This window comes from Rhodococcus sp. NPDC057529, from assembly GCF_042802055.1.
GTDB lineage: Bacteria > Actinomycetota > Actinomycetes > Mycobacteriales > Mycobacteriaceae > Rhodococcus_F.
On the sequence record NZ_JBHVEY010000026.1, the window covers coordinates 1 to 23,381 of the forward strand.

The following is a 23,381-nucleotide window of genomic DNA, read 5'->3' on the forward strand; positions in this document are numbered from 1 at the left end:
GCCGGAGTTGGTCTTCTTTCCTGCCACTCGTCAATGATCAAGCAGCGCGGCGCGAATCACGTGTATCGACACGCCCTATTACCGAAATATCAGTAAGTACATGTTTCGCAAGGTTTCATGCACCGCGGCAATCGCTCTCGCCATCGTCGGAATCGGGACCGCTGTAGCCGGCGCCGAACCGGCAACCACCTTCGGCGACGGCGCACAGGTCGTCGGCGCCGACATCGCCCCCGGAACCTACATCGGCAATGGGGAAGCCGACGAGTACGGCTGCTACTGGGCACGACTGAGTGGGTCGAGCGGCGAGATCGACGACATCATCGCCAATGACTTTACCGATTCCCCCAAAATCATCGTCACCATCAAACCCAGCGATCAGTACTTCGAATCCGAAGGCTGCGGCACGTGGACCCTGGCTCCGGCATCGACGCCGCAATCCAGCCAAGTTCCCGAATCGGCCACCGAGTCCGAAGCGACGACAATCAAAGTGGGTGACTACTGCTCGCCGAAGGGCGCCATCGGCGCTCTCGACGACGGAACTACCGCCTACTGCGTCCGTGTTCAGTTCACCGACGCCTACGTCTGGTCGACAACCCAGGGGCTCGTCGCCACAGACCCGCACTTTCCCGTGGACCCCGGCGATAGCTGCGTCGACGCCAATGCCGTCACGGCCGACTCCCAGGGGCGGGAGTTGTACTGCAACCCGCCTCAGAACGGTCGGAACGCCGGAAATCTTGTTTGGCAACTCCAGCCCTGAAGGTGAGAGGTTTGTGAGGGCAGGGATTCGCCGGGACCTCACCTCGGTGAGTCACGTCGCGTGAGGCGCGGCCAGGACTCAGATTCCGCGCCCACGCGTCTGGGGCGCATCCGACGGTCTAACGGTGTGTCTGTCTCGGTGAGTGACAAATCCCTATGGAGTGGAGTCCAAGAGCCTGTCGGGCGGTGTGAGATGTCGCATCGGGATTGCGTCGGGACATACGCTGCTCCATATTGCGATCCGAACAGGCGTACCGCCGCGCTGTGCGCGTGAGAAAGTCGGGGATTGCCGGCAGCCGCTCCTTGCAACGCAGGAAAGGGCCGAGGGCGCCAGCGTGCCCTCGACCCGACCAACGAGCTGTGAGCGCGGAATTCAAGGTTGCCGGGTGCATCATCCGACTGACACCCAGCTGAGAATGCTGGCTCGCTGAGATCCGCAAATCTGTCCGCTTACGCAGGACAGTTTGAACTCATCGTGTTTGAATGCCCACCCCTACATCGTCCCGGAGTAGGGCGGTACTTCGCGTTGACCGAGTTACGCTGGTGGACTACAGATATCGTGGCCCGCGCCTCTGCGTTCGTCACTTGTCGCAGGCGACGCCGTCCTTGTCTCGATCGAGCTTCGTCGAGTAGCCGGGCTCGCCTTTGTAAATCGGCGCTGCGCCAGCATCCCTGGCTTCGTCGCAAGACCCGTAGCTCACCGATTGTTTCGGGACCGTTTGGACTGGCGCCGGGGGATTCGCCGGGACTACAGCAGGCGCCGGCGGGGGTGCGACGACAACAGTTGTGGTGGGCAAGACCGGAGCCACGGGCTGGACTACGGCTGATGTCGTGGTGACCGGCGCTGCAGCGGTGGTCGTGGCCGGCGCTGCGCTAGCAGTGGTGGTTGGACGTGTGCTCGACGCATCGACAAGCCGCGCAACGGATGCCGTGGAAGTCGGTGTGGTGCTCGACTGCGTGCCGGTACTTCCACAGGCGGTCGCGAGTACTGCGGTGGCCAGGATCGCCATCCCGAGGGTCATCTTCTTCACCCCGGCATGTAATCAGACAAACGGGGCGTTTGGTATCGGTCAGGTGACTGACAAAGCAGAGTTGTTCGCTGCAAAGCGATTACAGCCTGGACCTACGGCTAGGTATTCATCTCGCCAGCACTCACCAGCGCGAATGCTTTGCGTTCTTCAGATTCTGAGTAATGCATGCTGCCAGGGATCGAGCGCGAGAGCTGCGTCGGTCAAGTACGTTGCTGTGTCCTTACCTCCTTACTTTCGCACCAAATTATCGTAGCGGCGGAAGTTTCCGACGCCGATGTCGACCCCGTCCCGCCTAAGACGCGCACCCGGTGATCGTCGGTCGCGGTGGAAGTCTGGTCCGCGGCCCGCCGGGGTGTGCGGCGCGAGTCCGCATTGCACGACTGCGGGATAAGCAACGCGCCTGATTCTCCAGCGGCAAATGCACCCGCTGGCGGGACGAAGGATGGGCTGTCGGCTAATTCGGTGACGAAGTACCGCAGGGCCTCGGCGTTGGTCGCGTCCATTCGGGTGGGTCCGACGCCCGTGCGACCGATTGTGCGGGTGAGATCGAACGTCCCCGACGGGATTGGCTCGTCGATCGCCGGCCACGATTCAGGTCAATTCACCCAGCGGACGGGGATTGCCCGAGTCGCGTGTGTACCTTATCCTGCCCCAATTCATTTGGGGCATTGTCCGCTGTACTTGTCCAACCCGCGGCCGCCGTTGCGCTTCTTGCTGCGGCCTTTGGGTCCATCGGGCGGAGTGCGCACCCATTTGCCTGTGGCGTCCAGGCCGGGCATCCGTTCGGTACCAACACGGCTATAGCGGGTTTCTCCGTCGACAGTGAGCACACCGTCTTGCACATCGATGTGAGCGACCGTCGCCCAGAAGGAGTTCTTGCTGTTCCCGACATAGACCAGAATTTCGTCCGCATCCGGGCCTGGAAGTCCACTCCTGCCGGCGGGGCCGTAGCGGATTGCTACGCGGGGGCGGCCGAACTTGTCCAGGGCACCTAATCCGTTGTCGACGCTTTGATAAATGTTGACCAGCAGATCACCGTTTTCATGGGGGAGTACTCGCACCTGCTCAACGGCAGGCTTGTTGCCTTTGCCCGGGCCTTTGCTGTCCCCGTGATGGTGGATGAATGGCCACTTCTTGAGGTCGCCCTGGTGGCCCTTGTCTCCGCTGATGATGACGTAGTCGTTGGTCTCCTCGTTCCGGCAAAAGAAGTACACGTCGAGGTCCCCGGTGCCGTATTTCGCGACGTTGCCGTTGCGGTCGTATGTGGCGCCGCGACCATCCCACTCGAGACCGACCGTGAGCACCCATTTGGGGTCGCCCTGACTTTTTCTCAAGTCAATCCGTGCGGTCTGGTTAGGTGAGTCCTTGGTCAGAGTCACCTTCACTTTGTCGAAGGAGATCGCAGGCGCCGGGTCAGGGTGCGGGTGAGGGGCGGGGGTTGCGGGTGCCGTCGGAGTCGCGACTGCAGCCTTCGCCGCTACAAATGCGTCCTTGGCAGCGGCGAACACTCCTTTTGCTGCGCAGATCGCTGGGTTCTCCGAGGGCGGTGCTGCTGCGGCCGCGGTGACATCTAGGGCCCCACTTGATGGTGGGAACGTATTGGGGGACTCGACATCGATGCCGTGCTCCGTGGCGAAGGCGGCAAGACCCCGGCTGTATCCCTGGCCGATGGCGTCCAGCCGCCATGCTGTCCCGCGCCGGTACAGCGCGACAACTTGCAGGACCGTCTCGCTGGTCAAACCTTCGGGCGTGAAGGTGAGAGCTTGGTCGGTGCCTCGGACGTCGACGGCGAGGGTGGGGACATCACGGAACTGCTTTCCCTGAGCCTCGGTGCTGGCGGTGACGAGGACACGGTCGATCTCCGCTGGCAGGGCGTGCAGGGCGATCGCAATGGTCTCTTCCGACAGCAGAGTCACGCCGGAGGCCTTCGGGTTATTGAAGAAGGTGAAGTCGTCGTCGTCGCGGACCTTGCCGTGGCTGGTCAGCAGTACCGCGGCAATGTCCACTGTCCGGGACGGCCCTGGGGTGGCGATCCGTACCGTGTAGCAGTCATCGATCAGATCGGTCTTCGACCCCTTGGACACCCCGACCATCGACCATCTCCTCGCCATCGCACCAATTCGGCGAAGGAGTCGCCGTCCGCACATGCTTTCACAACCCGCGAGGAGAATGGGTCGGGATATGTCTGCTGACTCGCGTCGACGAAGGATGGCGTAGTGACCGCCAGCGGCGCAGCAGAGAGATCGGCCGGAGGACGAAGAAGTTTCGTATTCCGCCGCGGCTTGCCGAATCGGGCTGATAACCGCCTGGGGAACCCCCGCGCCCTCAATGGGTCGTAGCGAGCGCGGGGACGAGGCGAACCCGAACGGGTTCAGGGGGGAGTGTACCCACGGGGGGTGTACCCGATCTGTGGATAAGGCCGCGCCTGGGCGGCCCGGTGGTCATCGGCCGCTCTTGCGGACACTGCTGCGGAACGATGGCGGAACCGGGCGGATGGCCTGAACGACGATCTGTCGGGTAGCGGCCAGCTTTTGCCCAAGAGAGTGGTTCGCTTAGTTCGATGCTTTCCACCTTTTGCGTCCGTCGGAGTCGGGTGCGCAGACCATGGGTGTCCCCGTGCTGGTGACGTTGGTGCCGCCGCTTGCGGCGGGCGTGATGCACGGTGCATCACGCCCGGGCGTGATGCTGATGATCCTTATGCGCCCCGGTGTGGCCGCCTGCTCGGATTCGGGGAAAGGTACTTCGGTTCACCGGCGATCGACTCGCTCAGGTCGGTCTTGGCGCGGGGTCTGGCGAATCTGTGCGAGCGAGGCTCGGACCTGCTCCACGGACGCTTGTGTGGCGTTGCTGTGCCGGATTGCGGCGTCGTGTTGCGTCGGCTTTGAGCGGAGTTCCCTTGGGGAGGGCCCCTGTCCAGTTGATCTGGGTGAGTCGCGAGCGATGGAGGGCGACCGGTGGTCTGCTGTGGGCCGGTCCATCCGCATGCTCGGGTGCGACGGTCTAGGGTATGTGTGAGATTCGTCGCTGGACGCCTAGACTGTCGGTGGCGTCCAACAGGAGGTGACAGTCTTTTGTGCTCGGGTGTCGTATGCGGGGACCGATGACGTCGACGAGGCCCCATCTGGTCACGTATCAGCGGTCATCTAATTCCCCAGGTTGAGGGGTTTGTCCGTCACGTAATTACGTGACGGTCGACAGTCACGAACGGTGCCTGCCGGGAATGTTGCGTCCATCATCTGTGTCGGTGGCGACGAAGAGGGGATTCGCGGGGTCGGCGTAGCCGCTGCCGGATACACCGGAAGTAATCGCGCCCGCACTGCTTGAGACGTCCTCATCTGTTCGCCCCGGTTGAGCTGGACCCTTGAAACCCCATCCGGCTGTCCGCCGATGGTGTGGTGCTTAGTGTTGCCGTGTGTCCACGCGGACACACCCGGCCGAGTGGGGGAATGTGCGTGCAGGGACTCTGGGAGTTCGGCATGCACGACTTCTGCTCACCGAGGTGGACACCCACCTGTCATCCCACTCGCGGGCGAAATGTACATCCGCTCACTCTCGATTGCAGAATTCCCTGGTCCAGGCATCATTCCTACTCGAAGATGCGTTCGGGAAGCCAGTCTGCGTCGAACAGCCGCGCGAGCTTCCCGAACGCCTCGAGATCGCCATCGACACTGGCTGACGTCACCATGAGCCGACTGATCATGATCCGAGCCGCTTGCTCCTCCACCGTTCCGGTGGCGAACAGGAGTGACCATGAGCAAACCTGCCCGTCGCGATGCGCGCGACCCATCGTTTGGCGTGCGGCAATTCCGGAGTAGCGAGGCTGGTGGAAGAACCCGATGCGGCGTGCGGATGAGGCTCGGGAACCGTCGACCATCAACTCGGACGCCTGCAGGTTGATCGAAGATGCGGTGTTGAACACCACGACCGGGTTGTGGCCGCGCTGAAATCTGTTGCGTTCCGTCTCGAGATCGCCGCCGCCGAAGATGCGTGAGACGCCAATGCCGTGCTCCTCCAAGAGGTTGGCTACCGGGTCGGCGGCCGTGGTGACCAATTCGACGGCGACGAGTACCTGGTAGCCGCGTTCGACGTGTGCGGCTACCAACTCGGCGGTCTGCGGGGCTCTCAGCATGCCTGCTTTCTGCCGGAACCGCATCAGGGCGGCACGGCCGCGGGCGGTGTCGTTCCCTTGGCGGGCGATCTTCATCGCGCTCCGGAACTCGCTCCAGTCCTGGTGGTACGCAGCCCATTGGGTGGCGGTGAAGTCGAGTGGCAGGCCGTCGATAGGTGGCGGCCCCCAGGGCGCGTCGCGATGCATCATGACGGGCGGGTCGCAGTCGGTCATCCATTTCCGGACGCGGGCGACGGCCTGATGCTGCAGCTGCTGAGAGCCCTTTGCTTGGTCGTTCCAGTCCCATTTGCCCTTGTCCCACCCGGGAGCCAGGGGAAGTCCGTGCTCGACCAGCTTCTTGCCAAGATCGGCCCACTCGCCCGGCGGGTCATCGTGCAGTTGCGCGAAAAGCGAAGACAAGTAGGTGTATTCGCCTGGGTGATGACCCGGCGTCGCCGTCACGGTGATGACGAACGGCGCCTTCTCCGGCGTCGCGGCGAGGCGGTTGACGCGCCGCTGGTACTGGGTGCGCTGGGCCGTGAGATGCCTGAATTGCTGTGCCTCGTCATTGATGACGAGGGAGAAGGAGTACTTCGGTTGGCCGTTGCGTCCGAGCAACTTCTTGAGCTGGTCCGGGGAGATGATCAGCCACCGATAGCCACCGTCGCCGAACGCAGCGAGGGCGTCGCGCCACGCGGCGATGGTGATCTGGGCTGGCCGGTCCACGGTGATGAGTACGGTGTCGCCGCCCCCTAATTTCAGCGCAGCTTTCGCGCCGAGGATTGCGCTGCCGGTCTTGCCTACACCGGGCTCGTCGGCCAACAAGAATCCGCGTCTGCCGTGGTGAAAGGCCGTCGCGATCGCCTTCGCGGCGTCCACCTGTTCTGGCCGCGGCATCTTGTGGAATCCGGTAGCGCCCGGTTGCCGCACGCCGTTAAGGTCCTCTTCGACCCAGCGAGCGTACGAGTACGGTTTCGACGCGTAGACGGCGAGTTCGTCAGGCAATTGAGTGCCGATGTAGGCATACGCTTTGAGTGCCTTGTAGAACTTGGCGCCGGGCGCGGATTCCCGGTATGGAACGTCGAGGATCCAGATGTGCTCCCCGTGCCTCGGGGTGGGTATCAGCGGCGCGGCGCTGGCTCGCCTGGGACTGGAGCGTCGCTGGGTGGTCTTCCGTGCGGCCATGAGTGCAGGCTATTCCCAAGGCGAATCGACGGGATCGACGACGTCGACTGCGGCCAGTGTGGCGGCGACCGTCGCAGCGGCTGGAGCCAAGGAATCGCGGGCTGTCGCTGCGGGCGCGAGGGCCGACGCAACGGCAGGTCGATTATCTACGTCGATGGTCTCCACAACCTCGGGTTCGGCCGACGGTTACAACGCTGTCGACACTATATTGATTTGCGACGTAGCCACGAAGCTCGGGAGTCGATCTCGATCTGCAGTTTCGACGACCATCCGAGGATTATCGCCCGGTCGTAACGCAGAGCGACCGTGAGCATCGCATCGAATGACCCCCCTCGCTGCGCTGGGATCCGCGTCCGGTGCCTTCATCGTCCGCGACGGCACGCAGCGTATCCGGATCGCCGGCCACCGCGGTGCGCATCGGTGGCGCCGCGTCCGCGTCCGGGGCCGAGTCTGGGACCGGAAGACCGACGATGCGGGCGAGTTCCGCATTCGTCGGATTGCGCAGCACCTTCTCGCCGTGCCAGATCGCGACGGGAGTGTCCTCGGAGGCGACGTCCAGGCTGCGCAGCAGCTGCTCCGCCCATTTGTCTCGCTGCGGGTCCTCACTCTCGGATTTTCGATCCGGATGGGCGTCGGCCAGGGATCGCTGCGCAGCCCCGCAGCGGTTGGTGGACGCGCTCGGTCCCTGGTCCGGACGAGTCGCTCGCCGGATCGGCGGGCGGTGAGGGGATGCGGACCACGGGGTGAATTTCGTTTTCGAGCTCGCACCACGGTGGGTCGTCCCCTTCGTTTGCGGAAGCATGTCGGGTTACGTACAATTTCTTGTACGTAACAACTGGAGGTGTGCTCAATGCGAACCATGACCTACTCGGAGTCTCGCGCGCGGTACGCCGAGGTCCTCAACGCCGTCGTCGATGACCGGGAAGAAATCGTCATCACGCGGGCAGGTCACGAGCCGGTGGTGATGGTTTCGCTCGACGACTATGAGTCGTTGAAGGAAACGGCATACTTGCTCAGGAGTCCGGAGAACGCCCGCCGGCTGCTGGCGTCGATCGATCGGTTGGAGTCCGGCGGGGGAACTGTCCGGGATCTGGCTGAATGAAGCTTGTCTGGGACGAGTCTGCGTGGGAAGACTACGTCTGGTGGCAGGCGCAGGATCGGAAGATCGTCAAGCGGATCAACACACTACTCAAGGATGTCGAACGCAACGGGAATGACGGAATCGGCAAGCCCGAGCCCCTCAAGCACGGTTTTCAGGGCTACTGGTCCCGGCGTATCACCGATGAGCACCGGCTGGTTTATAAAATTGTCGATGATCAGATCCGCATTGCTGCCTGCCGTTACCACTACGGACACTGATCGCGCTCACCACGGCGGCGGGGCTTGTCGACAACGACTACGGAATGGTTCTAGTCCACTGGCATGACGCTCCGACTGTCCGCGTTTCGGGAGGGCGTGTAGTAGGCACGATTGGTGGCTGAGGTGTGGCCGACCCACCGAGTTGGGGGACATCTTGGTTGCGTGGCCGGCTCGCGCTGGTATCGCACATTCCTGACGCGAGAATTGATCCGTACCGGTGAAGTCGCGAATACCTCCGTTGATGTTCCGATGCGGTTCCTGCACGGAGTGGGGGACCCGGTGATCACTCCGACGCTGCTGCGCGGGTATGCCGAGCACACAGATGGTTTTCGGCTCGAGACGGTCGACGGCGTCGGTCACTGGGTTGTCGATCAACGACCTGAGCTGGTGCTTGAGCGACTTCGAGCGTTCCTGCATGACACCTGAGGTGTATCGCTGATTCGCTTGTGTTGCGCATTGACCGTGCCAGACATTGCAGAGAGATCGCCATCCGGACTGGTCGCACCCACGATCCGGGGTGCAGGTGATGCACCGTGCATCACGCTGGGCTCGTTGCAGACGATCGTTGTGAGGACTCGGGTGCCCGCGTGGTGGGCTCCCGTCGGTGGGTGCACGTCCCGTTGCGAAAAATCGAAGATCGTGTTGCTTTGGCCGGGCTTGGTGCAGGCCTGGCGGATCTGTGCGAGTGCGGATTCCCGCTGTTCGTGGACGGCGTGCCGGGAGCGGGACGCCGGCAATGGGACCGAGGATGTGTGAGCAGCTTGTCGCTACTGTCGTGAACGTTTCACTCGATTCGGGTGTCATCGCGCCTCGGTCTCGTAGGTTCACAGGGGGTGACAGGTGGTCAGGATGCGTGACTTGATTTCCGGGGTGGTGGTGCAGACCATGCTGAAGGCGGCTTCCCGGACCATCCTCTCGGTGGGTTCGCCGCGTTGGACGGATGGGCTTCCTGCGGCGATGGCGACGTAGTTGGCGGCGGTAACGGCGAATTGGCTGGCGCGGGCGCGGGCGTCGTAGATGTCTCCGTCGCCGCTGGCCGCGTTGCTGAGGGCCTCGCGGATGGTGGTGTGTGTGTCCCAGAGTTGTGAGGAGGGGTGTCCGATGCGGGCGGCTTCGGTCAGGCATGCTCTCGCCACGCCGAGGGCGAGGGAGCCGTTGATCCGGAGAACGGCGCGGTCCGCGACGCCGAGTCCGCCTCGACCGCGTTTGCCGGCGCGGATGACCGAAGTGTGGGGAACTTCGAATTCGCTGAAGGTCAGTTGCACGGTGTTGGATGCGTCGGCCGCGGACAGCGGGATTCGCTTCGCGTCGATGTTCGGGCAGGCGGTCGCGTCGATGAGGAAGGTGACGATTTTGTCTGCTCGGGTGTCGAATGCGGTGACCCCGATGACGTCGACGTAGCCCCATCCCGTGACAAACGGCGCCCGCCCAGTAATGGTGTATCCATCGTCGGTTTCGGTGGCGACGACGAGGGGGTTGTCCGGGTTGGCGTAGCCGCTACCGGAAACGCCGGCCGTGATGGCGCCGCTTCGCAGGTCGGCGAGAAATTGTGCCTTGAGGGCATCGTTCCTCGACATCAGCAACCGGAGCAGGGTCCCGTGGTGCTGGGCCCAGACGAATGCGGTCGCCAGACACCCACTGACGAAGATCTCGCCGACGTCCGCGAGGGTGGTGACGGGGTCCTTGGAGGCGAAGGCGAGGCCGTAGAACCCCTGGTCGCGTAATGTTTCGAAGTGCGATTGCGGGATCATCCCCGACCCGTCCACCTCCGCCGAAGCGGGTCGCAGTACCTCGTCGGTGAGGTGCTGCGCTTGCTGTACCCAGTCAGTCATGTCGACACCGTATCCATCATGCGCCGCACCACGCCGACCCAGTGCAATGGTGGGCGGTACCGTTCATCCTTGACCGCCAACGAGAAGCGAACTGCGGCAGAGAGATCCCTTGAGACAACCATGATCCAGGTAGCCCCGTATCGTCTTGTTGCCCTCAGAAGTAGCGTCCGGTTGATCATCTGGTGTGCGGCCCGGCGCCGGCAGGAGCGCAGTCCACCTCCATCCGAATGGCTCATCGGAGATCAACTCGCTGATGTGTGGTGTGATCCAGGGTTCGGCGGATCTGAGCAAGCGCGGCTTGCCGCTGTTCGAGGGTTGCTTGTGTGGCGTTGCGTTGTGCGATCGCGGTGCGGCGGGCTGCCTGCTCGCGGCGCCGTCCTGCGTCGGCTGTGGCGCGGAGTTGGGTGGGGGATGGCCCGGTCCAGTTGATCTGGGTGAGTCGCCAGCGGAGCAGGGCGACGGGTGCGTCGATGTGGTCGGTCGTAGGCCAGGTCCAGCCGCGTTCTCGGGTGTCTCGGTCGAGGGTGTGTGCGATGTCGTGACCGGTCCAGTGGGTGGTGTCGATGCCCGCGGCCCGGAGGGTGTCGCAGATGTGGCCGATATGGTCGTGGGCGAGAATAGGGGAGCGGGAGGCGAGGGTGGCGGCTGCTCGTTGGAGGTGGAGTGGTCGAGGTTGCCGGGTGGATGTGGCGTGCCGCGCATGTGCGCGTTGGTGAGTACTTCGTAACGAAAGAATATGTGTAGGAACGTAAGAACTGGGGGATAGGGTGTCAGCGCCGGTGGCCTGGGGATGAGTTGCGGTGGTGGGTTGTTGGGGTCGTGTGCGGTGGCGTGCGAGGCGTCGGGTGGCGCGGGTGCGGTGGGGCCGCTGGGGTCGGCTCGCGGGTGGGGGAGTGGTGTCGACGATGTGTTTCGGGGAGCTGAGTGCCCACACGGAGGCTGCTTGGTGCTGTTGGCCGCCGTGGTGGACTTCAGCGGCCATGTATTCGTGGGTGCGGAGTGTTCGTCCGCGTTCGAGTTCGACGCCCATGTGGAGGGTTTTGAGCACGCGGCGGGCGCGGTTGACGACTGAGAGTGAGACGCCGGCGTGGTGTGCGATGAGTTGCCGGGAGGCGGTAACACCACGGCCGGTGGTGGAATCCGCGAATCGGGCATGGGCTGCGGCGACGGCCATCAGGCGTTCGATGCTGATGCTATGGGTGGTGAGTGCGGCCTGGCCGATGGTGTTGTGGGTGATGTGGTGGCGTACCTGGCGTAACCATTCGATGCGTCCGGACCAGACGGGGATGGTGGCTTCGCATCCTGGTGTGGTGGGGAGGGTGAAGGAGTTGCCGCGTTGCCCGGTATCGCGGTTGTACTCGTGGAGCTCGTTGATTGCCTGGGTGGCGGCGTAGACGGACGCCTCCCAGGTGTCGACTTCCGAGGACTGCGGAATGCGCGTCCCGCCGCAGGCCGACGACCTGGACTCGGTGGGCGAAACGAGTTGTGTTGAAGCTGATTTACGGCATGCGTTAGCATGAGACGACATACCTGGCATAGGTAGGTCCCTTCGGGGAATGCAGTACGAGTGTCGGAAGCAGCGAACCTCCGACTCTCACCCTCAGAGAATGTGACGGCTCGGCGAGGCCTTCACCCTCGTGGTTGAGGAGGACGAGCGAGTCCTCCTCAACGCATGCCGCGGAGCGGTTCGTGAATCCGAAGCCACCCCACCAAGGGGGTTTTCGTGTCTCTGAGGGTCTACGAAATGAAGTTTGATCATCGGGGTCGCGCGGTGGTTTGGGTCAGGGGCATCGCCTCGCTATGGGCAGGTTTGGGTGCCGACTCGCCATGGCCGGCCTAGTGCATCGCAGAGTGTCAAGATGGACTGTGGTCGAAGTGGTCAAGCCGAATGCGGTGCGGGCTGGAGGGAAGAGATAGCCGCTGTGGGGCTGGGACCGAGCGGATCTGCCCGATGATCGCCGCCGTGGGATCGCATAACCCTTCACAGCCGAAAGATTGCATGGTCACCCGAGTTCCCTAGAACCGGCAGCTGGTCTGTATTCGGCGGCCCGCAGTCTTCCACTCGACGCGCCGGACTGCTTATCCGTCATGAAAATTGCGGCTACTACTCGCCAATCAGAACGCATTTCCACGCTGCTCCTCTCCCATGTGGGCTGCACTCAACTTCGTCGCCCACTGCTCTCCCATACTCGGAGGAAGATCCTGGAAGGGGGACGTGTGTGACACGAACGCTGCAACCTTCTAATCACTGCCGTGCGGCATCGCTTCACGTGGAGTCTTCCGCAGCTGTCCCAAAGAATCCCGCCTAGCAGATGGTGTGCAACCGCCGTGATGGAGTGGTGGCGTGGCAAGACACCTGTCCCGACTCAACGAAATTGATGAGAAACGACATCCTGTTCCCGAGATGCATCAGATTCACCGAGTCGACCTCAGATGCAGTGAGCCATGACAACAACTGGATTCACCAACCAGCCCTTGACACGTGCGATACGCTCCACACAGCGCAACGGAGAGAGCAAGGGTGGAGCGCAAGCGCCGCTGGAGGATTCTCTCGCGCTCAGGCAACAACTTTCTGTGCCCCGCCGAGCCCATCCAGAGGTGAAATGTCCCAGGCATTGCGTCTCATCGAATTGCTGACTTCGCAATCCCACACACTAGCCTGGACGGTTCCCTTCGCCTCCGTCGCCTTTCATCAACCCGGTACCGTGACGAGCAAGCCTCTGTGCGCCGAGCGGTTTCCGTTCGCCTCTGACTGATCCGCGAGTGCATACCCGTTGCGGCGCTCTTATCGTTCTGAGTGATTGCCGGGGGCACGAGACGGGATACCGATCGCAAGATGCGATCGGTATCCGGCCGGCGATCGTGCCGGCAATTGGCTGCACACAAGCGACATTGATCGTTCTGAGGCAATAACGTTCCGGGCGGGCATCAGGCTGCCAACTTCGTCATGCGCTGACGGACGGCGGGAACGTATGCCTGGGTCTGGGCGAATGGCGGAATCCCGCCGTAGGTGACGATGGCACCCTCCCCGCCGTTGTAGGCGGCGATGATCAGATCGGTGAAGTCGCCGCGGACGGCCCCGCTGTCATGATGCGGTCGAAGGTAGTCGGCGATGTGGCAGAGATAGCGCCCTTCCGAGGCGATCGCGTCGTACGGATTGAACGGGTCGGCAGCGTTCGGTGGTTCCGTGTTTCCGTCTCGATCTAGACCAGAATCCGTACCGAATGCCTTCCAGGTCCCCGGCATGAACTGACTCATTCCTTCGGCGCCGCCCTGGTTTACTCCATCGCCTGTGCTGACAGCCTTCTCATTGAACCCGGACTCTTGTTGAACGATGCCGGCAACGAGAACCGGACTCACCTCTGGGCACAGTGACCCAGCGGCCGAGACAGCGTTGGTGTATTGCGGCGGGATGCTGCCAGGGGCGAACTTGGTCTGATCACCGTCCTCGGGCGGGCACGGCCCGGTGGTGGTCGTACGGCCCGGAGCGCTGCCGTAGTGGGTGTCGACGGTCGGCATCCCGCCGCCCTTGAGTGTCACATGTACGTGGTCGAAGTGGTTTGCAGTGTAGCCGTGGCGGTCCTCCATCGGTGACCAGTCACCGGTGCCATCCCAGTAACGCTGTTGCCAGATCAAGTACTCGACGTTGAGGGCCGCTTTGTTCTGTTGGAGGTACAGGGCGATCTTGTCGCCGAGCGCCTTCCCTTGGGCGCTCGCGGAGTCGGGAATCATGATGTCGACCGCGCGCCCGTCGGTGTGGTCCTGGGCGACGTCGTCCGTCGGGCGCCATCCGCCGATGGTGGTGATCTCGGGGAAAGCTGCCGCGATGGTGCGCATGACGCGGATCGAGTCGACCTGCATGTGCGCTTCGCTGCCTTTATCGGCGGGCAGCGGCGGTAGATCTCCACCGGTGGAATCGGTATGTGTGACCAGCTCTGCTGGTCCGCCATTGGGCGAGATGGTTCCTTGTTGTGTGAGCCACGGAATGGGATCTACTCCGCCGCCCAGTGACCAGCCTCCGGGGTAGATGCCGAAGTGAAGATGCGGTCCGCTCGACTGTCCTTCGCTGCCCACCTTGCCGATCAGTTGGCCCGCTGTGACCTTGTCTCCGGTGTGGACGAGGACTCCGGAGGCCTGCATGTGCCCGTAGAGGGATTCGACGATCTGGCCATTGATGGTGTGCCGGATCCGAATCCAGTGTCCGTAGCCGGCGGCGGGCTCTGCGGCGATGACTTCGCCGTCGCCGGCGGCGTAGAACGGGGTGTCCAGTGGCGCTGCGTAGTCCTGGCCGTCGTGCATGCCTCCCTCGCGCATACCGAAGGGTGAGCTGATGGTGTAGGTGCCTTCGGCTATCGGGACCGCGAGGGATCCGGGCTTGATTCCGGTGAGGCTGCCGCCCCCGGCGTCTGGCACAGGTTGGCCGCAGTTCGTGTCACTGCCGGTCGTCGCGAGGATGACCAGTATCGGAGCCATCATGATGACCATGGCGAAGGCGGGTATGCCGGCGAGCAGCCACCACCACTTTTTCGAGATGCCGTCCTGTGTATCCGGGGTCGACGGTGGTGTGTCGAGGAGCGTCATCAGCGAGCTCGGTGGGCCAGTGCGCTTGGCTTGACCACCGGCGCGGATCCGGACTGCGCGGCGGCAGCGAGCAGCTGAGCAGTCTTCGACCCTGAACCGTTGGGGATCCCTGATTCAGGAGAGACGGGTCTGGCTGGTCGGAGGGTGCGGCTCGGTGTAGTCGGCAACATCACCGGCGCCCCAGATGTGGTGGTGAATTCGCGGAATCGGCGACCGTCCGGACCACTGGTTGTCGTGGCCGAGGCACGGACCTGGCCAGGGTGGTCGACCGGCAATGACGGGGCGACCCCGATGGGGTGCTTGATGCCGGCCTTGTCCGACACCGCCGTTTTCGACAGTCGACTCCGGACAGCGTCGGCAGCAGCGTTCGTCGCGGCGGTTCCACGACTGGTCTGGGCACTGACAGCGCCGGAGGTGGACTTCGGGTAGCTGTCGGGATCGGCGATCGAGTCGACCTTGTTCTTCGCTCGCTTCGCCGTCGAGGAGAGGGCCCGTCCGGCAACCAGCACTGCAGCCGCCCCGCCGGTTGCTGCGGTCGACGTGGCTCCGGCGGCGACTTTTCCGGTCGTTGCCGCGGCAGTGCCGGACTTCTTCGCTAGTGCTCCTGCCCCCTTCACCATGGCCTTTCCGCCCTGGTACATGTGGCGTCCGTTGGCGGCCATCGCAGCGATGTCGCGCGCTGTGGTGGGCGTCGAGCGACTGATGGCGGTCGGTGCGGCGTTGGGCCGTTTCGCCAGAATTGTTGCCAGGTTGTCCGACATTCGCTTCATTCCCTTGACCGCTCGGCGGAAGAGGAGAAGTGCGGTGACCAGGAAGATGTCGACGAAGAACACCGTGCGGATCAGGTTCGATTCGTCTGCAGCGAAGAGATCCTCGACAACCATGACGTATCCCACGAGGAAGACGATGGCGAAGATCATCTGCAGCAACGCCATTGCGGCGTTGGCAATGGTCCGCCAGAACTGCCCGCGCATCGGGGGTGCGATGGCGAGGACGACTCCTGGTATCGATTTGATGGCATTGCCGATCGAGACACCTGCGGCGATGATCAATCGGCCGGCGAGGTAGATCGCGAAGGCCATGAGGAGTGCGCCGGCGAAGTTCAAAAAGAACAGGCCCATTGCTTGTCCGGGACCGGGGTTGTCGGCATAGGCCTTCATCGGCCCGTCCTCCCCCTCACATGTGGCGATGGCATCTTTGACGCGGTCTTCCGGTTTCGCGTCGGGATTGATCAGGTCAAGGGCTACGCCTGCCCCAGGGGCGACCTCGGAGACGACGTCCTGCGCTTTGTCCGCGAGTCCAGGTTCCTTGGGCGTCGCGAGGTACGCGGCGTCGAACTCTTTGGCGCATTTCCCGTTGTTTTCCGGGGCGTCGAGAACGACTCCGAAGTTGATCAGTTGCGTTGGTTGGCGGATGAACGTATCGATGAGTTTCGATTCGATCGTGTCGATCTCGGTCTGCGGGTTTCCGCTGGTATCACCACCGTTCGCGAGCCCTGAGGCAACTTCCAGGCCCGCATCTCGCGCCGACAGCACGAGCCCGTCGTCGCCGAGGACCCGGTCGACCGGGTTCGAGAGAACGCCCACGGCCGCGGCCGCGATGACGCAGGACATGAGGAGCTCGTAGATTCCGGTGGAGAATCGGCCGCGGATGATCCAGATGGCGACGCTGAGTCCGGCGACTGTGAGCATCAGCGGGGTCAGCGCGAACTGGTTGGTGATGGAGGTGACCGAGTCGGCGATGGTGCGCACGGGGGTGAGGATCAGGTCGAGCCATTCGAACGAGAGCACCCAGGTGATGAACCAGATGGCCGTTGCCATCAGGAAGCGGAAGACCTCGTATTCGAGGGTGATGATGTACGCCCAGATCATGCGCCAGCCGCCGCCCACCGAGGCGTTGCCTTTGTCGATGGACAGGAAGTAGCTCCACGCGTCGATGCCGTGCGAATCTTTCAGATTCATCCAGGCGAAGAACGGGTTCGCACCGCCGCCGCCGGCGGGATCGGCGAGAGCCGGGGTGGCCACGATCATCAAGATGGCGCCGGCCGCGTGCCAGCCGGCGATGAGGCGGATGAGTAGCCGGCTCCACCAGCGTGCCCACAGCCAGCGGGTTACCGGACGGGTCAGGTGTATCAGTGCGGTCAGCCAGGATTGCGGAATCCATGCGGTGACAAGCCACAGCAGTGAGCGTGTGGCCGCGGCGCGGACACTGAAATACTCCCGGGGTTCGGGGGTGCCGACCACCTCCCGTTCACGGGAGGGTGCCGCGGCCGCGGTCATGATTTCACCAGCTTGGTGTCCTTCGGAGTGGTCGACACTGCAATTCGGCGAGACTCGGTTGCCGGCAGCAGCGTCTTGATACGACCGACGTTTCCGCTGCCATCGCGCATGTAGCCTTCACCGCGGCGGTGAGGTTCGACGTATTTGTCTTTTCCGGTGACCGGAGCTGTCTGCTCCATGTATTGCTTGACCAGTCCGTCGTCGTCCGGGTCGAGGCCGAGCCATTCAATGGCGCGCTTGGCGAGGGTGTCGTCTGTATGACGGTGCGCGATGCGGGTTTTGATCAGTCCGCGCAGTTTCGGGGTGCCGAACGCGCAGTCCTGGTCGCCGAGTCCCACGGCGGCCGAGGACTTGCGGCCCTGCAGCACGAAGTCCTCGACGATGTCGATTCCGTCGTCGGCGCTCAGGAGGTGGTGTGCCTCGTCGACGAGGAATAGCGCCATCTGGTCGGGGTCGGCGAAGCACTGTCCGCGGGCGACCTTCGCGATCAGGGTGTACACCGCGTGACCGAATCGCTTCTCCAGCGGCAGGTTCTCGTAGAGGTGCTGCTTCTCGGTCTGCAGCTGGGTCGGCAAGTCGACCTTGTGGGTGCGGAAAATGATGCCGGGAGCAGTAATGGGCAGCGGGGGTAGATCTGTGCCGAACAGTGCCGCCGCGTAGGTGCGGCGGGCGTAGACGTTCATCGCTTCGCCGAGCTCGTGGGCGTGGGCGATCGGGCAAGCACCGGACAGGAGGTGTTCGGTCAGCTCGCCCAAACCCTGGTAGGGGTGCTCTGCGCGGTACTCGGGCTCGAGCGCCTTCGCCAAGGCGATGCCCAGGTCTGAGGATGGCTGGATCCGGAGCAGTGTCAACAACACGGACTGGGCCATTTCTGCTGCGACCCCGGCGTCGAAGATCCTCAGTGGATCCATGCTGTATTCGGGTTCGACGAGGTCGACCACGACTGCCTCGGTGACGGCGCGGGCCCAGTTGGCGTACTCGCCGAGATCGCTTTGGTCGATACCGATGACCTGCCCCCCGCAGTCGACGACCTGGCCGGCGATCACCTTCATGGTGACCGACTTGCCCGATCCGAGCTCACCGGTGACCGCGAAGGATCCGGACTGGTCGCGCAGGGACTTTCCGGTGACGTCGTGGTGAACCACACCGATCCGAGAGGTGGTGATGTTCAGTGCCAACAGTGGACCACTGCCATCGCCGAGATCGTTGCGAATGAACGGCATGTACGCCGCGAAATGCGTCGACGTGGTGATCTGGGCGAACTCGCGGACGATCTTCGATGTGGGAACGCCAGGCAACATCGCCCACCACAGGTCTTCCTGGTAGCCGACCGGTGCGACCACCTTGTATTCCTGCTGTTCGAACGCTTTCACCAATGCCTTCGCGTCAGCGAGTGCGCGCTCCTCGGAATCAGCTCCTACCGCGAATAACGCCGTCCAGGCAACCTCGACCTCATCGCGGTTCGTCTCGAGCAACGAGGTGTATTCGGTCAACGCGGCGGCAGCGAGGTCGAGAACACCTTGGCCGCCGGCCAACTCTCCTTCCCGCTGTTCGTACTGCTCCTTCAGGTTCTCGAGCGCGCGCTTGTTCGCTCGCATGACATCGGTACCGGCGGTGACCTTGAGCCGGACGGCGAAATCGACATCGATATCGCCGAAGTCGTCAGCGAGGGTGAAGAACTCCGAGCCGGGGAAATAGACGCCACCGGCGGGGGTGTCAGCGAGCGCGAGGAGCACTTGGTAGGAGGCAGGGTGGTCGACGATTTCGTACGGCTTGTCGACTTTCAGGACACGACTGAACGTCGGGAGCTTGCCTCGCCAACCCGAGGCCTTCTCTCGATCCGATTGGGCGCCCTCGTCGATCCGGCATGCGGACAGGGCGGCACCTGACTTTGCTCCTGGCGTCACGGCTGCGTCCGGCAGGTCAGTGTCGATATGCAGTCCGCGCGTCATCGCGTGCTGCCACAGCCACACCATCTGAGCGGGAGTGGCAGGTTGCGCATCGAAGACACCGGGGATGTCGGCCATGATCCGGTTGGCCTGCCGGACACGGGCCCGGATCTCGTCATCGTCGATTGCGGTCCGCGGCAGCCCGATGTAGTCGGAGAGTGTGGTCCAGGCCGAATGAGCCGCGGCCTTGACCTGATCGACGACTTTGGGTGTGGTCAGCGGAATGCTCAGCCAGTAGATCCGCTGGCCCGGGCGGTATAGCTCGATCGAGTCGAGAGTTGCTTCGCATTCGGTTGCCCAGTCCGGGTGTGCATCGAGGTCGACGCCTTCGGTCATTCGGGAAACGACGGCCTCGGCGCTCAACGATGCTGCGATGCCCATCAACAGTGACTCGCCCGGAAGGGCGCGGACGAGCATCGTGTGCAGGGTACGAGCAGTGCGCTTGTCCACGTCGGGGCGGTAACCGTAGTCGATGCCCGTGAGCACGTAGTCCGCCCAGACAACGCCGGACTTCGTCCACCGGATATTCGCGGCCATTGACAGCGTCGGCTGTTCCATAGTGGCGGTGCTTTCTACTCGGAGGTGCCTGCAGCAGCCAGCGCGAGGAGTTCCTTGACGCTCGATCGGCCGGCGCGATGGGTGGGCCCGCTTGCCGGTGTGGGCACCGGAGCGGAGGTCTGCGGTCGTGGTGCGATAGGTTCCGCCGGCGCGGTTTCGGTGACCTCGGCGGTGGCGATGTGCACGGCCTGCGGGACGACCGTGGCGCTGAGTTCGGCGGCCGTCGGGTCGGCAGTGATGTAGCCACTCGGACGCACGAGGTGGGGTGGCCGGATGGTCACCCGGCGGCCGTTGATCTGGATCTTGGCACCGGTCGGCGCGAAGGCTGCGGCGCAGATTCCCTGTGCCACTGAGGCGGGGCTCCGGCCGGCAAACCGGAGTTTGCCGACGACAAAGACGGTGCCCAGTGACCAGAAGGCGAAGAATCCGACGTTCCAGGAAATGCTGTCCCGAAGCCACAGTGGATGCAGGAGCCACAGGAGCCCACCGACGATTGCGCCGCTGACGGCCTGCGGAACGGTATAGGGACCGAACGGCAGCTTCTTTCCGTCAGGTGTACGCCCGATCAGCTGCGGCACCTTGCGAGCGCGGGTGAAGTTCTTGATGACTTCCCCGGTGGTGCGCTCGTCGCTCATCGCAGCACCGGCCCACTCGTGACTTCATGCCGGCGAGGCCGCGAACCCGGTTCCGCGGTGCTAGCTACATCGAACATTGGAGCCTCCTTGTAGAGGTCGTCGCGCAATGAGGTCATTGCCGACAAGGTGTCTTTCAGCCGGTGCGAACGGGCGGAGATCACACCGGCAGGTCTGAGCCCGAACTTGGCTCGGCCACGATGTGCACCACGGCGGGAGCGCTCTCCAACTCCTCACCTGTCGAGTCCTTCAGGACGTCCATGTTGAAGACGACCCACAGTGCTGCGCCGCCGATGAGCGCGGAAGTGATGAGTCGGGCAACGGTGAATGAGGCCATCAGATTCTTGAGAACGAAGAACAAAACGAGGCAGCCGGCGGCCGACTGGAGGAGCAGCTTGCCGTCGCTGGTGAACTCCTGTGCCTTGTCGAAAAGCCCTATTGCGAGGACCGCGTTGTTGGGATCGGTGGCTGCGAGCGCAGTGGACATGATGGGTTACCTTCCGGATGAATGAGGATCGGTTCCTGAGGGCGAGAACAACGGCACGTCGCCGGCAGTCGGCACTGAAAGTGCGGGGGGCTGCCTTGATTCAGACGATGCGGACTCCGGGGCATCCGCACGTGGTGTGGTCGAGTTCGGTGTGGTCGTTGACGAGGATGGTGTTCGGGGTGCCGCCGGCGGGTACAACGGCGTTGCGTCAATTGCGCTGACCTCCCACCGGCCGCCGCGGGAGGTCATCGTCAGCGCGTACTGCCCACTGACCGAATCGGCCTCGGTGACTTTCTGCGCTGCCGTCACCAGGAGGCGCACAACATCGCCGTCAGGCCGCGGTGCCGATGCACTGGCAGCGCTCAGGTCTTCCGACGAATAGACATCGGTGATTGCCACGCTGCGATACGGCGCCGGGACAATCGGGGCGATCGAAACCCCCGGCGTGAGATAGCGGGCTACTTCCCCGTTGCCGGTCAACATCGCGGACAGGAACTCATGTGCGGACGTGGCGATGGGATGGTTGGCGACCCGGTACTTGTAGCCGAGTTTGACGTCGATCGAGGTCGACGGTTCAGCTACTTCGGCGGGCAGTGCTGCGGCCCTCACGCCCGCTTCGGTGACCACAACCGGCACCTGAAAGTAGCGACGAACTGTGTCCGCATTCGCGTCCGAGGCGGCTCGAACTGACACCGAGACCGTCACCGCGTATGTCCGTGACTTCTGCTCGTAGTCGATCGACGCGACGGCCGGATCAGTCGCGGCAAACAACGGCGCGGTCGGAAGGCTGGGGTTTTCCGAGACGAAATGATCGAGTTCTTGTTCATTCCCACGCGATGCCTGGAGCCAGGCAACGACGAACTGTCGAGCAAGATCTTCGGCTTTCGCTTGACCGATTGTGTCGACGGCTGCGGTGTCGTTGGTGGCGTTGTCGGTGAGGTTTGGAGTGGGCGAGGATCCGAAGACGACGAGGGTCAGGGCGACTGTTCCGGCGCCGAGTGCGGCGAGGATTCCTGCCTTGAGAATTCGGGTGGTCCACACCTGCCGAAGGCCCCACTGTGCACGCTCTGCGCGCGCCAACTGCTCGGCTTCGTCGACAACCAAGTCGACGCCGTTTTCGGTCGCGGGATCGGTCGTGCTCTTGGGGCTGCGGCCGAAGTTGTTGATTTTCGCGAGGTCGATTTTCATCGGATGCCGGCTTCTGTCGTCGGGTCGGGGGATGTGCAAGCGGGGACGGAATCCGCGATGTCGAGTGCGCACGCTCGCGACAGCGCGGCGCGGGCGGCTGGCGCTTCGACGAATACCAACAGCCACAGCGAAGTGCTCGCCTCTTCATCGAGAGGGTTCACCGCCAGGGCCGCCGCGACTCGGCGGATCTCTTCGGTGACGGCGTGCACGTTTCCGAGATCGTGCAGCTGGGCTTGCAGCGAGTTGTCGAGCTCGTGCATCCGGTCCTCCTGGCGACTGGGGTGTGGAAGAGCGCCACACAGAAGAAGTGGCTGTACTTGGAGGAAGATCCGGGTCCGGGGGGCTTGAGTGACATCGCTCGCGAATCTTTTGAGGTTTTCTGCTGTCGCCACCGGGGGTTATTGCCTCAGCCGAAAGAGCGCACGTGAGGGGCACTCCTTGCCCACCGCCGCGCTGCCGGGACCTTCACGGCAACAACGCCTTGGCAATAACCGACAACCCCTCCGGCAACAACAAACATGCAGGTCAGAGGCAATATCTGGTTGCTGTACTGGGCGCGAGACCACCTCGCCCGCGCCCAGAGGAGACCGATCGTGGAAACGTCCACCCACGCCCCCACCGCCACCACAGCGTCATCGGCAACGCCGGTTCGTAGCACCGCGTCGAGCAATCTGTACAGCCGCTTGAACACCGAGTGGATGTACCTGTGCGCTCGCCCCGTAGCCGCCGCCGAAGTCTTGACGTGGTCGGTGAGCCAGGATGCGCTCCGTGAGGTCGCGGATCTCAACGATCTCGCCGCGGCGCACCGCCGAGATCGTGATGGTGTGCTTCTGGCGCTGCTGACACTGCATCAGGAAGGAAGCTCCCTTGCCGGGCGAGCGCTACTGCAGTTGATGCTCGGCAAGCTCATCGCCCTGACGCGCCACGCACGGGTCAGTGGGCACGATCGGTTTCACGCGTGCGATGAGAGAGCGGCCTCCACGGTGGCCACGTTCATGTCTCTGATCGCCACCTACAGGCCGTCCGGTGAGAACGTCTACGCGGCGCTCTTCCTGCACACGCTGAAGAAGATCACGCGTGAGGAAACCTTCGCCCAGGAGATCCCCGCCTCCGATGTCATGGACGAGTCGGACAGTGCTGAGAACGAGCCGGAAGCGGATATCTCTGCATCAGCTCTGCTCACCTGGGCGGTCGACAAGAAGGTCATCAACGACCTCGATCGCACCCTGATTCAGCGGGCATATCTCGAGCAGACCGATTGCGACCTGGCCGGGATCGCCGCGGAGGTGGGGATGACTCCGGCAGCGCTTCGCCAGCGGCTCTACCGCGCGGTCACACGCCTTCGTAAAAGTGTCGTCGCCTCCAACCAGCCGCCTTCTCGACCCCGGTTTGCACGTGGTCGTCGTCGGACCACAACGACTACTGCGGCGATCTGA

At 63.4% G+C, this 23,381-nt stretch carries 16 protein-coding genes and 1 pseudogene; 5 read left to right on the forward strand and 12 right to left on the reverse strand.

Features of this window, described 5'->3' with window-relative positions:
* Positions 1 to 100 precede the first annotated feature (100 nt).
* Positions 101 to 757, forward strand: coding sequence for a hypothetical protein (locus ACFU5V_RS35525; protein WP_378705123.1), 657 nt, complete (start codon positions 101 to 103; stop codon positions 755 to 757).
* Between the two features lie 580 nt (positions 758 to 1,337).
* Here the strand turns inward: ACFU5V_RS35525 and ACFU5V_RS35530 are convergent.
* The 3 genes from ACFU5V_RS35530 to ACFU5V_RS35540 all read right to left on the reverse strand — a co-directional run bounded on the left by ACFU5V_RS35530 (position 1,338) and on the right by ACFU5V_RS35540 (position 6,900).
* Positions 1,338 to 1,778 carry an excalibur calcium-binding domain-containing protein gene (locus ACFU5V_RS35530; protein ID WP_378705315.1) on the reverse strand — a complete coding sequence of 147 codons (441 nt, stop codon included), beginning with the start codon at positions 1,776 to 1,778 and terminating at the stop codon, positions 1,338 to 1,340.
* 665 nt (positions 1,779 to 2,443) lie between these two features.
* On the reverse strand, positions 2,444 to 3,880 hold the full coding sequence (locus ACFU5V_RS35535) for a TerD family protein (protein WP_378705125.1): 1,437 nt from the start codon (positions 3,878 to 3,880) through the stop codon (positions 2,444 to 2,446).
* A gap of 1,493 nt (positions 3,881 to 5,373) precedes the next feature.
* The gene (locus tag ACFU5V_RS35540; RefSeq protein ID WP_378705128.1) at positions 5,374 to 6,900 is read right to left on the reverse strand and encodes a DEAD/DEAH box helicase; all 1,527 of its coding nucleotides are present in this window, start codon (positions 6,898 to 6,900) and stop codon (positions 5,374 to 5,376) included.
* Between the two features lie 1,030 nt (positions 6,901 to 7,930).
* On the opposite strand from ACFU5V_RS35540, the gene ACFU5V_RS35545 reads away from it, so the two are divergent.
* The 3 genes and pseudogenes from ACFU5V_RS35545 to ACFU5V_RS35555 all read left to right on the forward strand — a co-directional run.
* A complete protein-coding gene (locus tag ACFU5V_RS35545; RefSeq protein WP_005569061.1) occupies positions 7,931 to 8,182 on the forward strand; it encodes a type II toxin-antitoxin system Phd/YefM family antitoxin in 252 nt (83 codons plus the stop codon).
* Positions 8,179 to 8,439: a Txe/YoeB family addiction module toxin gene (locus tag ACFU5V_RS35550; protein WP_072948949.1), complete on the forward strand. Its 261-nt coding sequence runs from the start codon at positions 8,179 to 8,181 to the stop codon at positions 8,437 to 8,439. The genes ACFU5V_RS35545 and ACFU5V_RS35550 overlap by 4 nt, the downstream gene beginning before the upstream one ends.
* 165 nt (positions 8,440 to 8,604) lie before the next feature.
* Positions 8,605 to 8,865 (forward strand): annotated as a pseudogene (locus ACFU5V_RS35555) (alpha/beta fold hydrolase); the annotation flags it as partial.
* 398 nt (positions 8,866 to 9,263) lie between these two features.
* Here ACFU5V_RS35555 and ACFU5V_RS35560 read toward each other — a convergent pair.
* The 9 genes from ACFU5V_RS35560 to ACFU5V_RS35600 all read right to left on the reverse strand — a co-directional run bounded on the left by ACFU5V_RS35560 (position 9,264) and on the right by ACFU5V_RS35600 (position 22,205).
* Positions 9,264 to 10,271 carry an acyl-CoA dehydrogenase gene (locus tag ACFU5V_RS35560; protein WP_378705130.1) on the reverse strand — a complete coding sequence of 336 codons (1,008 nt, stop codon included), beginning with the start codon at positions 10,269 to 10,271 and terminating at the stop codon, positions 9,264 to 9,266.
* A gap of 232 nt (positions 10,272 to 10,503) precedes the next feature.
* Complete coding sequence (locus tag ACFU5V_RS35565) at positions 10,504 to 11,799, reverse strand: Rep protein (protein WP_378705133.1); 1,296 nt, start codon at positions 11,797 to 11,799, stop codon at positions 10,504 to 10,506.
* Between the two features lie 1,400 nt (positions 11,800 to 13,199).
* Positions 13,200 to 14,852 carry a peptidoglycan DD-metalloendopeptidase family protein gene (locus ACFU5V_RS35570; RefSeq protein ID WP_378705135.1) on the reverse strand — a complete coding sequence of 551 codons (1,653 nt, stop codon included), beginning with the start codon at positions 14,850 to 14,852 and terminating at the stop codon, positions 13,200 to 13,202.
* Positions 14,852 to 17,131: a hypothetical protein gene (locus ACFU5V_RS35575; RefSeq protein ID WP_378705137.1), complete on the reverse strand. Its 2,280-nt coding sequence runs from the start codon at positions 17,129 to 17,131 to the stop codon at positions 14,852 to 14,854. Before ACFU5V_RS35575 ends, ACFU5V_RS35570 begins: the two co-directional genes overlap by 1 nt.
* Entirely contained in the window at positions 17,128 to 19,638 is a 2,511-nt protein-coding gene (locus ACFU5V_RS35580; RefSeq protein ID WP_378705140.1) for an ATP-binding protein, read from the reverse strand. The genes ACFU5V_RS35575 and ACFU5V_RS35580 overlap by 4 nt, the downstream gene beginning before the upstream one ends.
* Positions 19,639 to 19,652: 14 nt before the next feature.
* The gene (locus ACFU5V_RS35585) at positions 19,653 to 20,273 is read right to left on the reverse strand and encodes a hypothetical protein (RefSeq protein WP_378705143.1); all 621 of its coding nucleotides are present in this window, start codon (positions 20,271 to 20,273) and stop codon (positions 19,653 to 19,655) included.
* Between the two features lie 157 nt (positions 20,274 to 20,430).
* Positions 20,431 to 20,757: a hypothetical protein gene (locus ACFU5V_RS35590; protein ID WP_378705144.1), complete on the reverse strand. Its 327-nt coding sequence runs from the start codon at positions 20,755 to 20,757 to the stop codon at positions 20,431 to 20,433.
* Between the two features lie 6 nt (positions 20,758 to 20,763).
* Positions 20,764 to 21,945, reverse strand: coding sequence for a conjugal transfer protein (locus ACFU5V_RS35595; protein ID WP_378705146.1), 1,182 nt, complete (start codon positions 21,943 to 21,945; stop codon positions 20,764 to 20,766).
* Positions 21,942 to 22,205, reverse strand: coding sequence for a hypothetical protein (locus ACFU5V_RS35600; RefSeq protein WP_378705148.1), 264 nt, complete (start codon positions 22,203 to 22,205; stop codon positions 21,942 to 21,944). Before ACFU5V_RS35600 ends, ACFU5V_RS35595 begins: the two co-directional genes overlap by 4 nt.
* A 333-nt stretch (positions 22,206 to 22,538) precedes the next feature.
* On the opposite strand from ACFU5V_RS35600, the gene ACFU5V_RS35605 reads away from it, so the two are divergent.
* Positions 22,539 to 23,381 (forward strand): RNA polymerase sigma factor, encoded by an 843-nt coding sequence (locus ACFU5V_RS35605; RefSeq protein WP_378705149.1) that lies wholly within the window; start codon positions 22,539 to 22,541, stop codon positions 23,379 to 23,381.

What these genes read in the sequence shown, in the direction of transcription:
- ACFU5V_RS35525 (WP_378705123.1), top strand. Translation starts at nt 101, where the DNA reads ATGTTTCGCAAGGTTTCATGCACCGCGGCAATCGCTCTCGCCATCGTC.
- ACFU5V_RS35530 (WP_378705315.1), bottom strand. Translation starts at nt 1,778, where the DNA reads ATGACCCTCGGGATGGCGATCCTGGCCACCGCAGTACTCGCGACCGCC.
- ACFU5V_RS35535 (WP_378705125.1), bottom strand. Translation starts at nt 3,880, where the DNA reads ATGGTCGGGGTGTCCAAGGGGTCGAAGACCGATCTGATCGATGACTGC.
- ACFU5V_RS35545 (WP_005569061.1), top strand. Translation starts at nt 7,931, where the DNA reads ATGCGAACCATGACCTACTCGGAGTCTCGCGCGCGGTACGCCGAGGTC.
- ACFU5V_RS35550 (WP_072948949.1), top strand. Translation starts at nt 8,179, where the DNA reads ATGAAGCTTGTCTGGGACGAGTCTGCGTGGGAAGACTACGTCTGGTGG.
- ACFU5V_RS35560 (WP_378705130.1), bottom strand. Translation starts at nt 10,271, where the DNA reads ATGACTGACTGGGTACAGCAAGCGCAGCACCTCACCGACGAGGTACTG.
- ACFU5V_RS35565 (WP_378705133.1), bottom strand. Translation starts at nt 11,799, where the DNA reads ATGTCGTCTCATGCTAACGCATGCCGTAAATCAGCTTCAACACAACTC.
- ACFU5V_RS35570 (WP_378705135.1), bottom strand. Translation starts at nt 14,852, where the DNA reads ATGACGCTCCTCGACACACCACCGTCGACCCCGGATACACAGGACGGC.
- ACFU5V_RS35575 (WP_378705137.1), bottom strand. Translation starts at nt 17,131, where the DNA reads ATGACCGCGGCCGCGGCACCCTCCCGTGAACGGGAGGTGGTCGGCACC.
- ACFU5V_RS35580 (WP_378705140.1), bottom strand. Translation starts at nt 19,638, where the DNA reads ATGGAACAGCCGACGCTGTCAATGGCCGCGAATATCCGGTGGACGAAG.
- ACFU5V_RS35585 (WP_378705143.1), bottom strand. Translation starts at nt 20,273, where the DNA reads ATGAGCGACGAGCGCACCACCGGGGAAGTCATCAAGAACTTCACCCGC.
- ACFU5V_RS35590 (WP_378705144.1), bottom strand. Translation starts at nt 20,757, where the DNA reads ATGTCCACTGCGCTCGCAGCCACCGATCCCAACAACGCGGTCCTCGCA.
- ACFU5V_RS35595 (WP_378705146.1), bottom strand. Translation starts at nt 21,945, where the DNA reads ATGAAAATCGACCTCGCGAAAATCAACAACTTCGGCCGCAGCCCCAAG.
- ACFU5V_RS35600 (WP_378705148.1), bottom strand. Translation starts at nt 22,205, where the DNA reads ATGCACGAGCTCGACAACTCGCTGCAAGCCCAGCTGCACGATCTCGGA.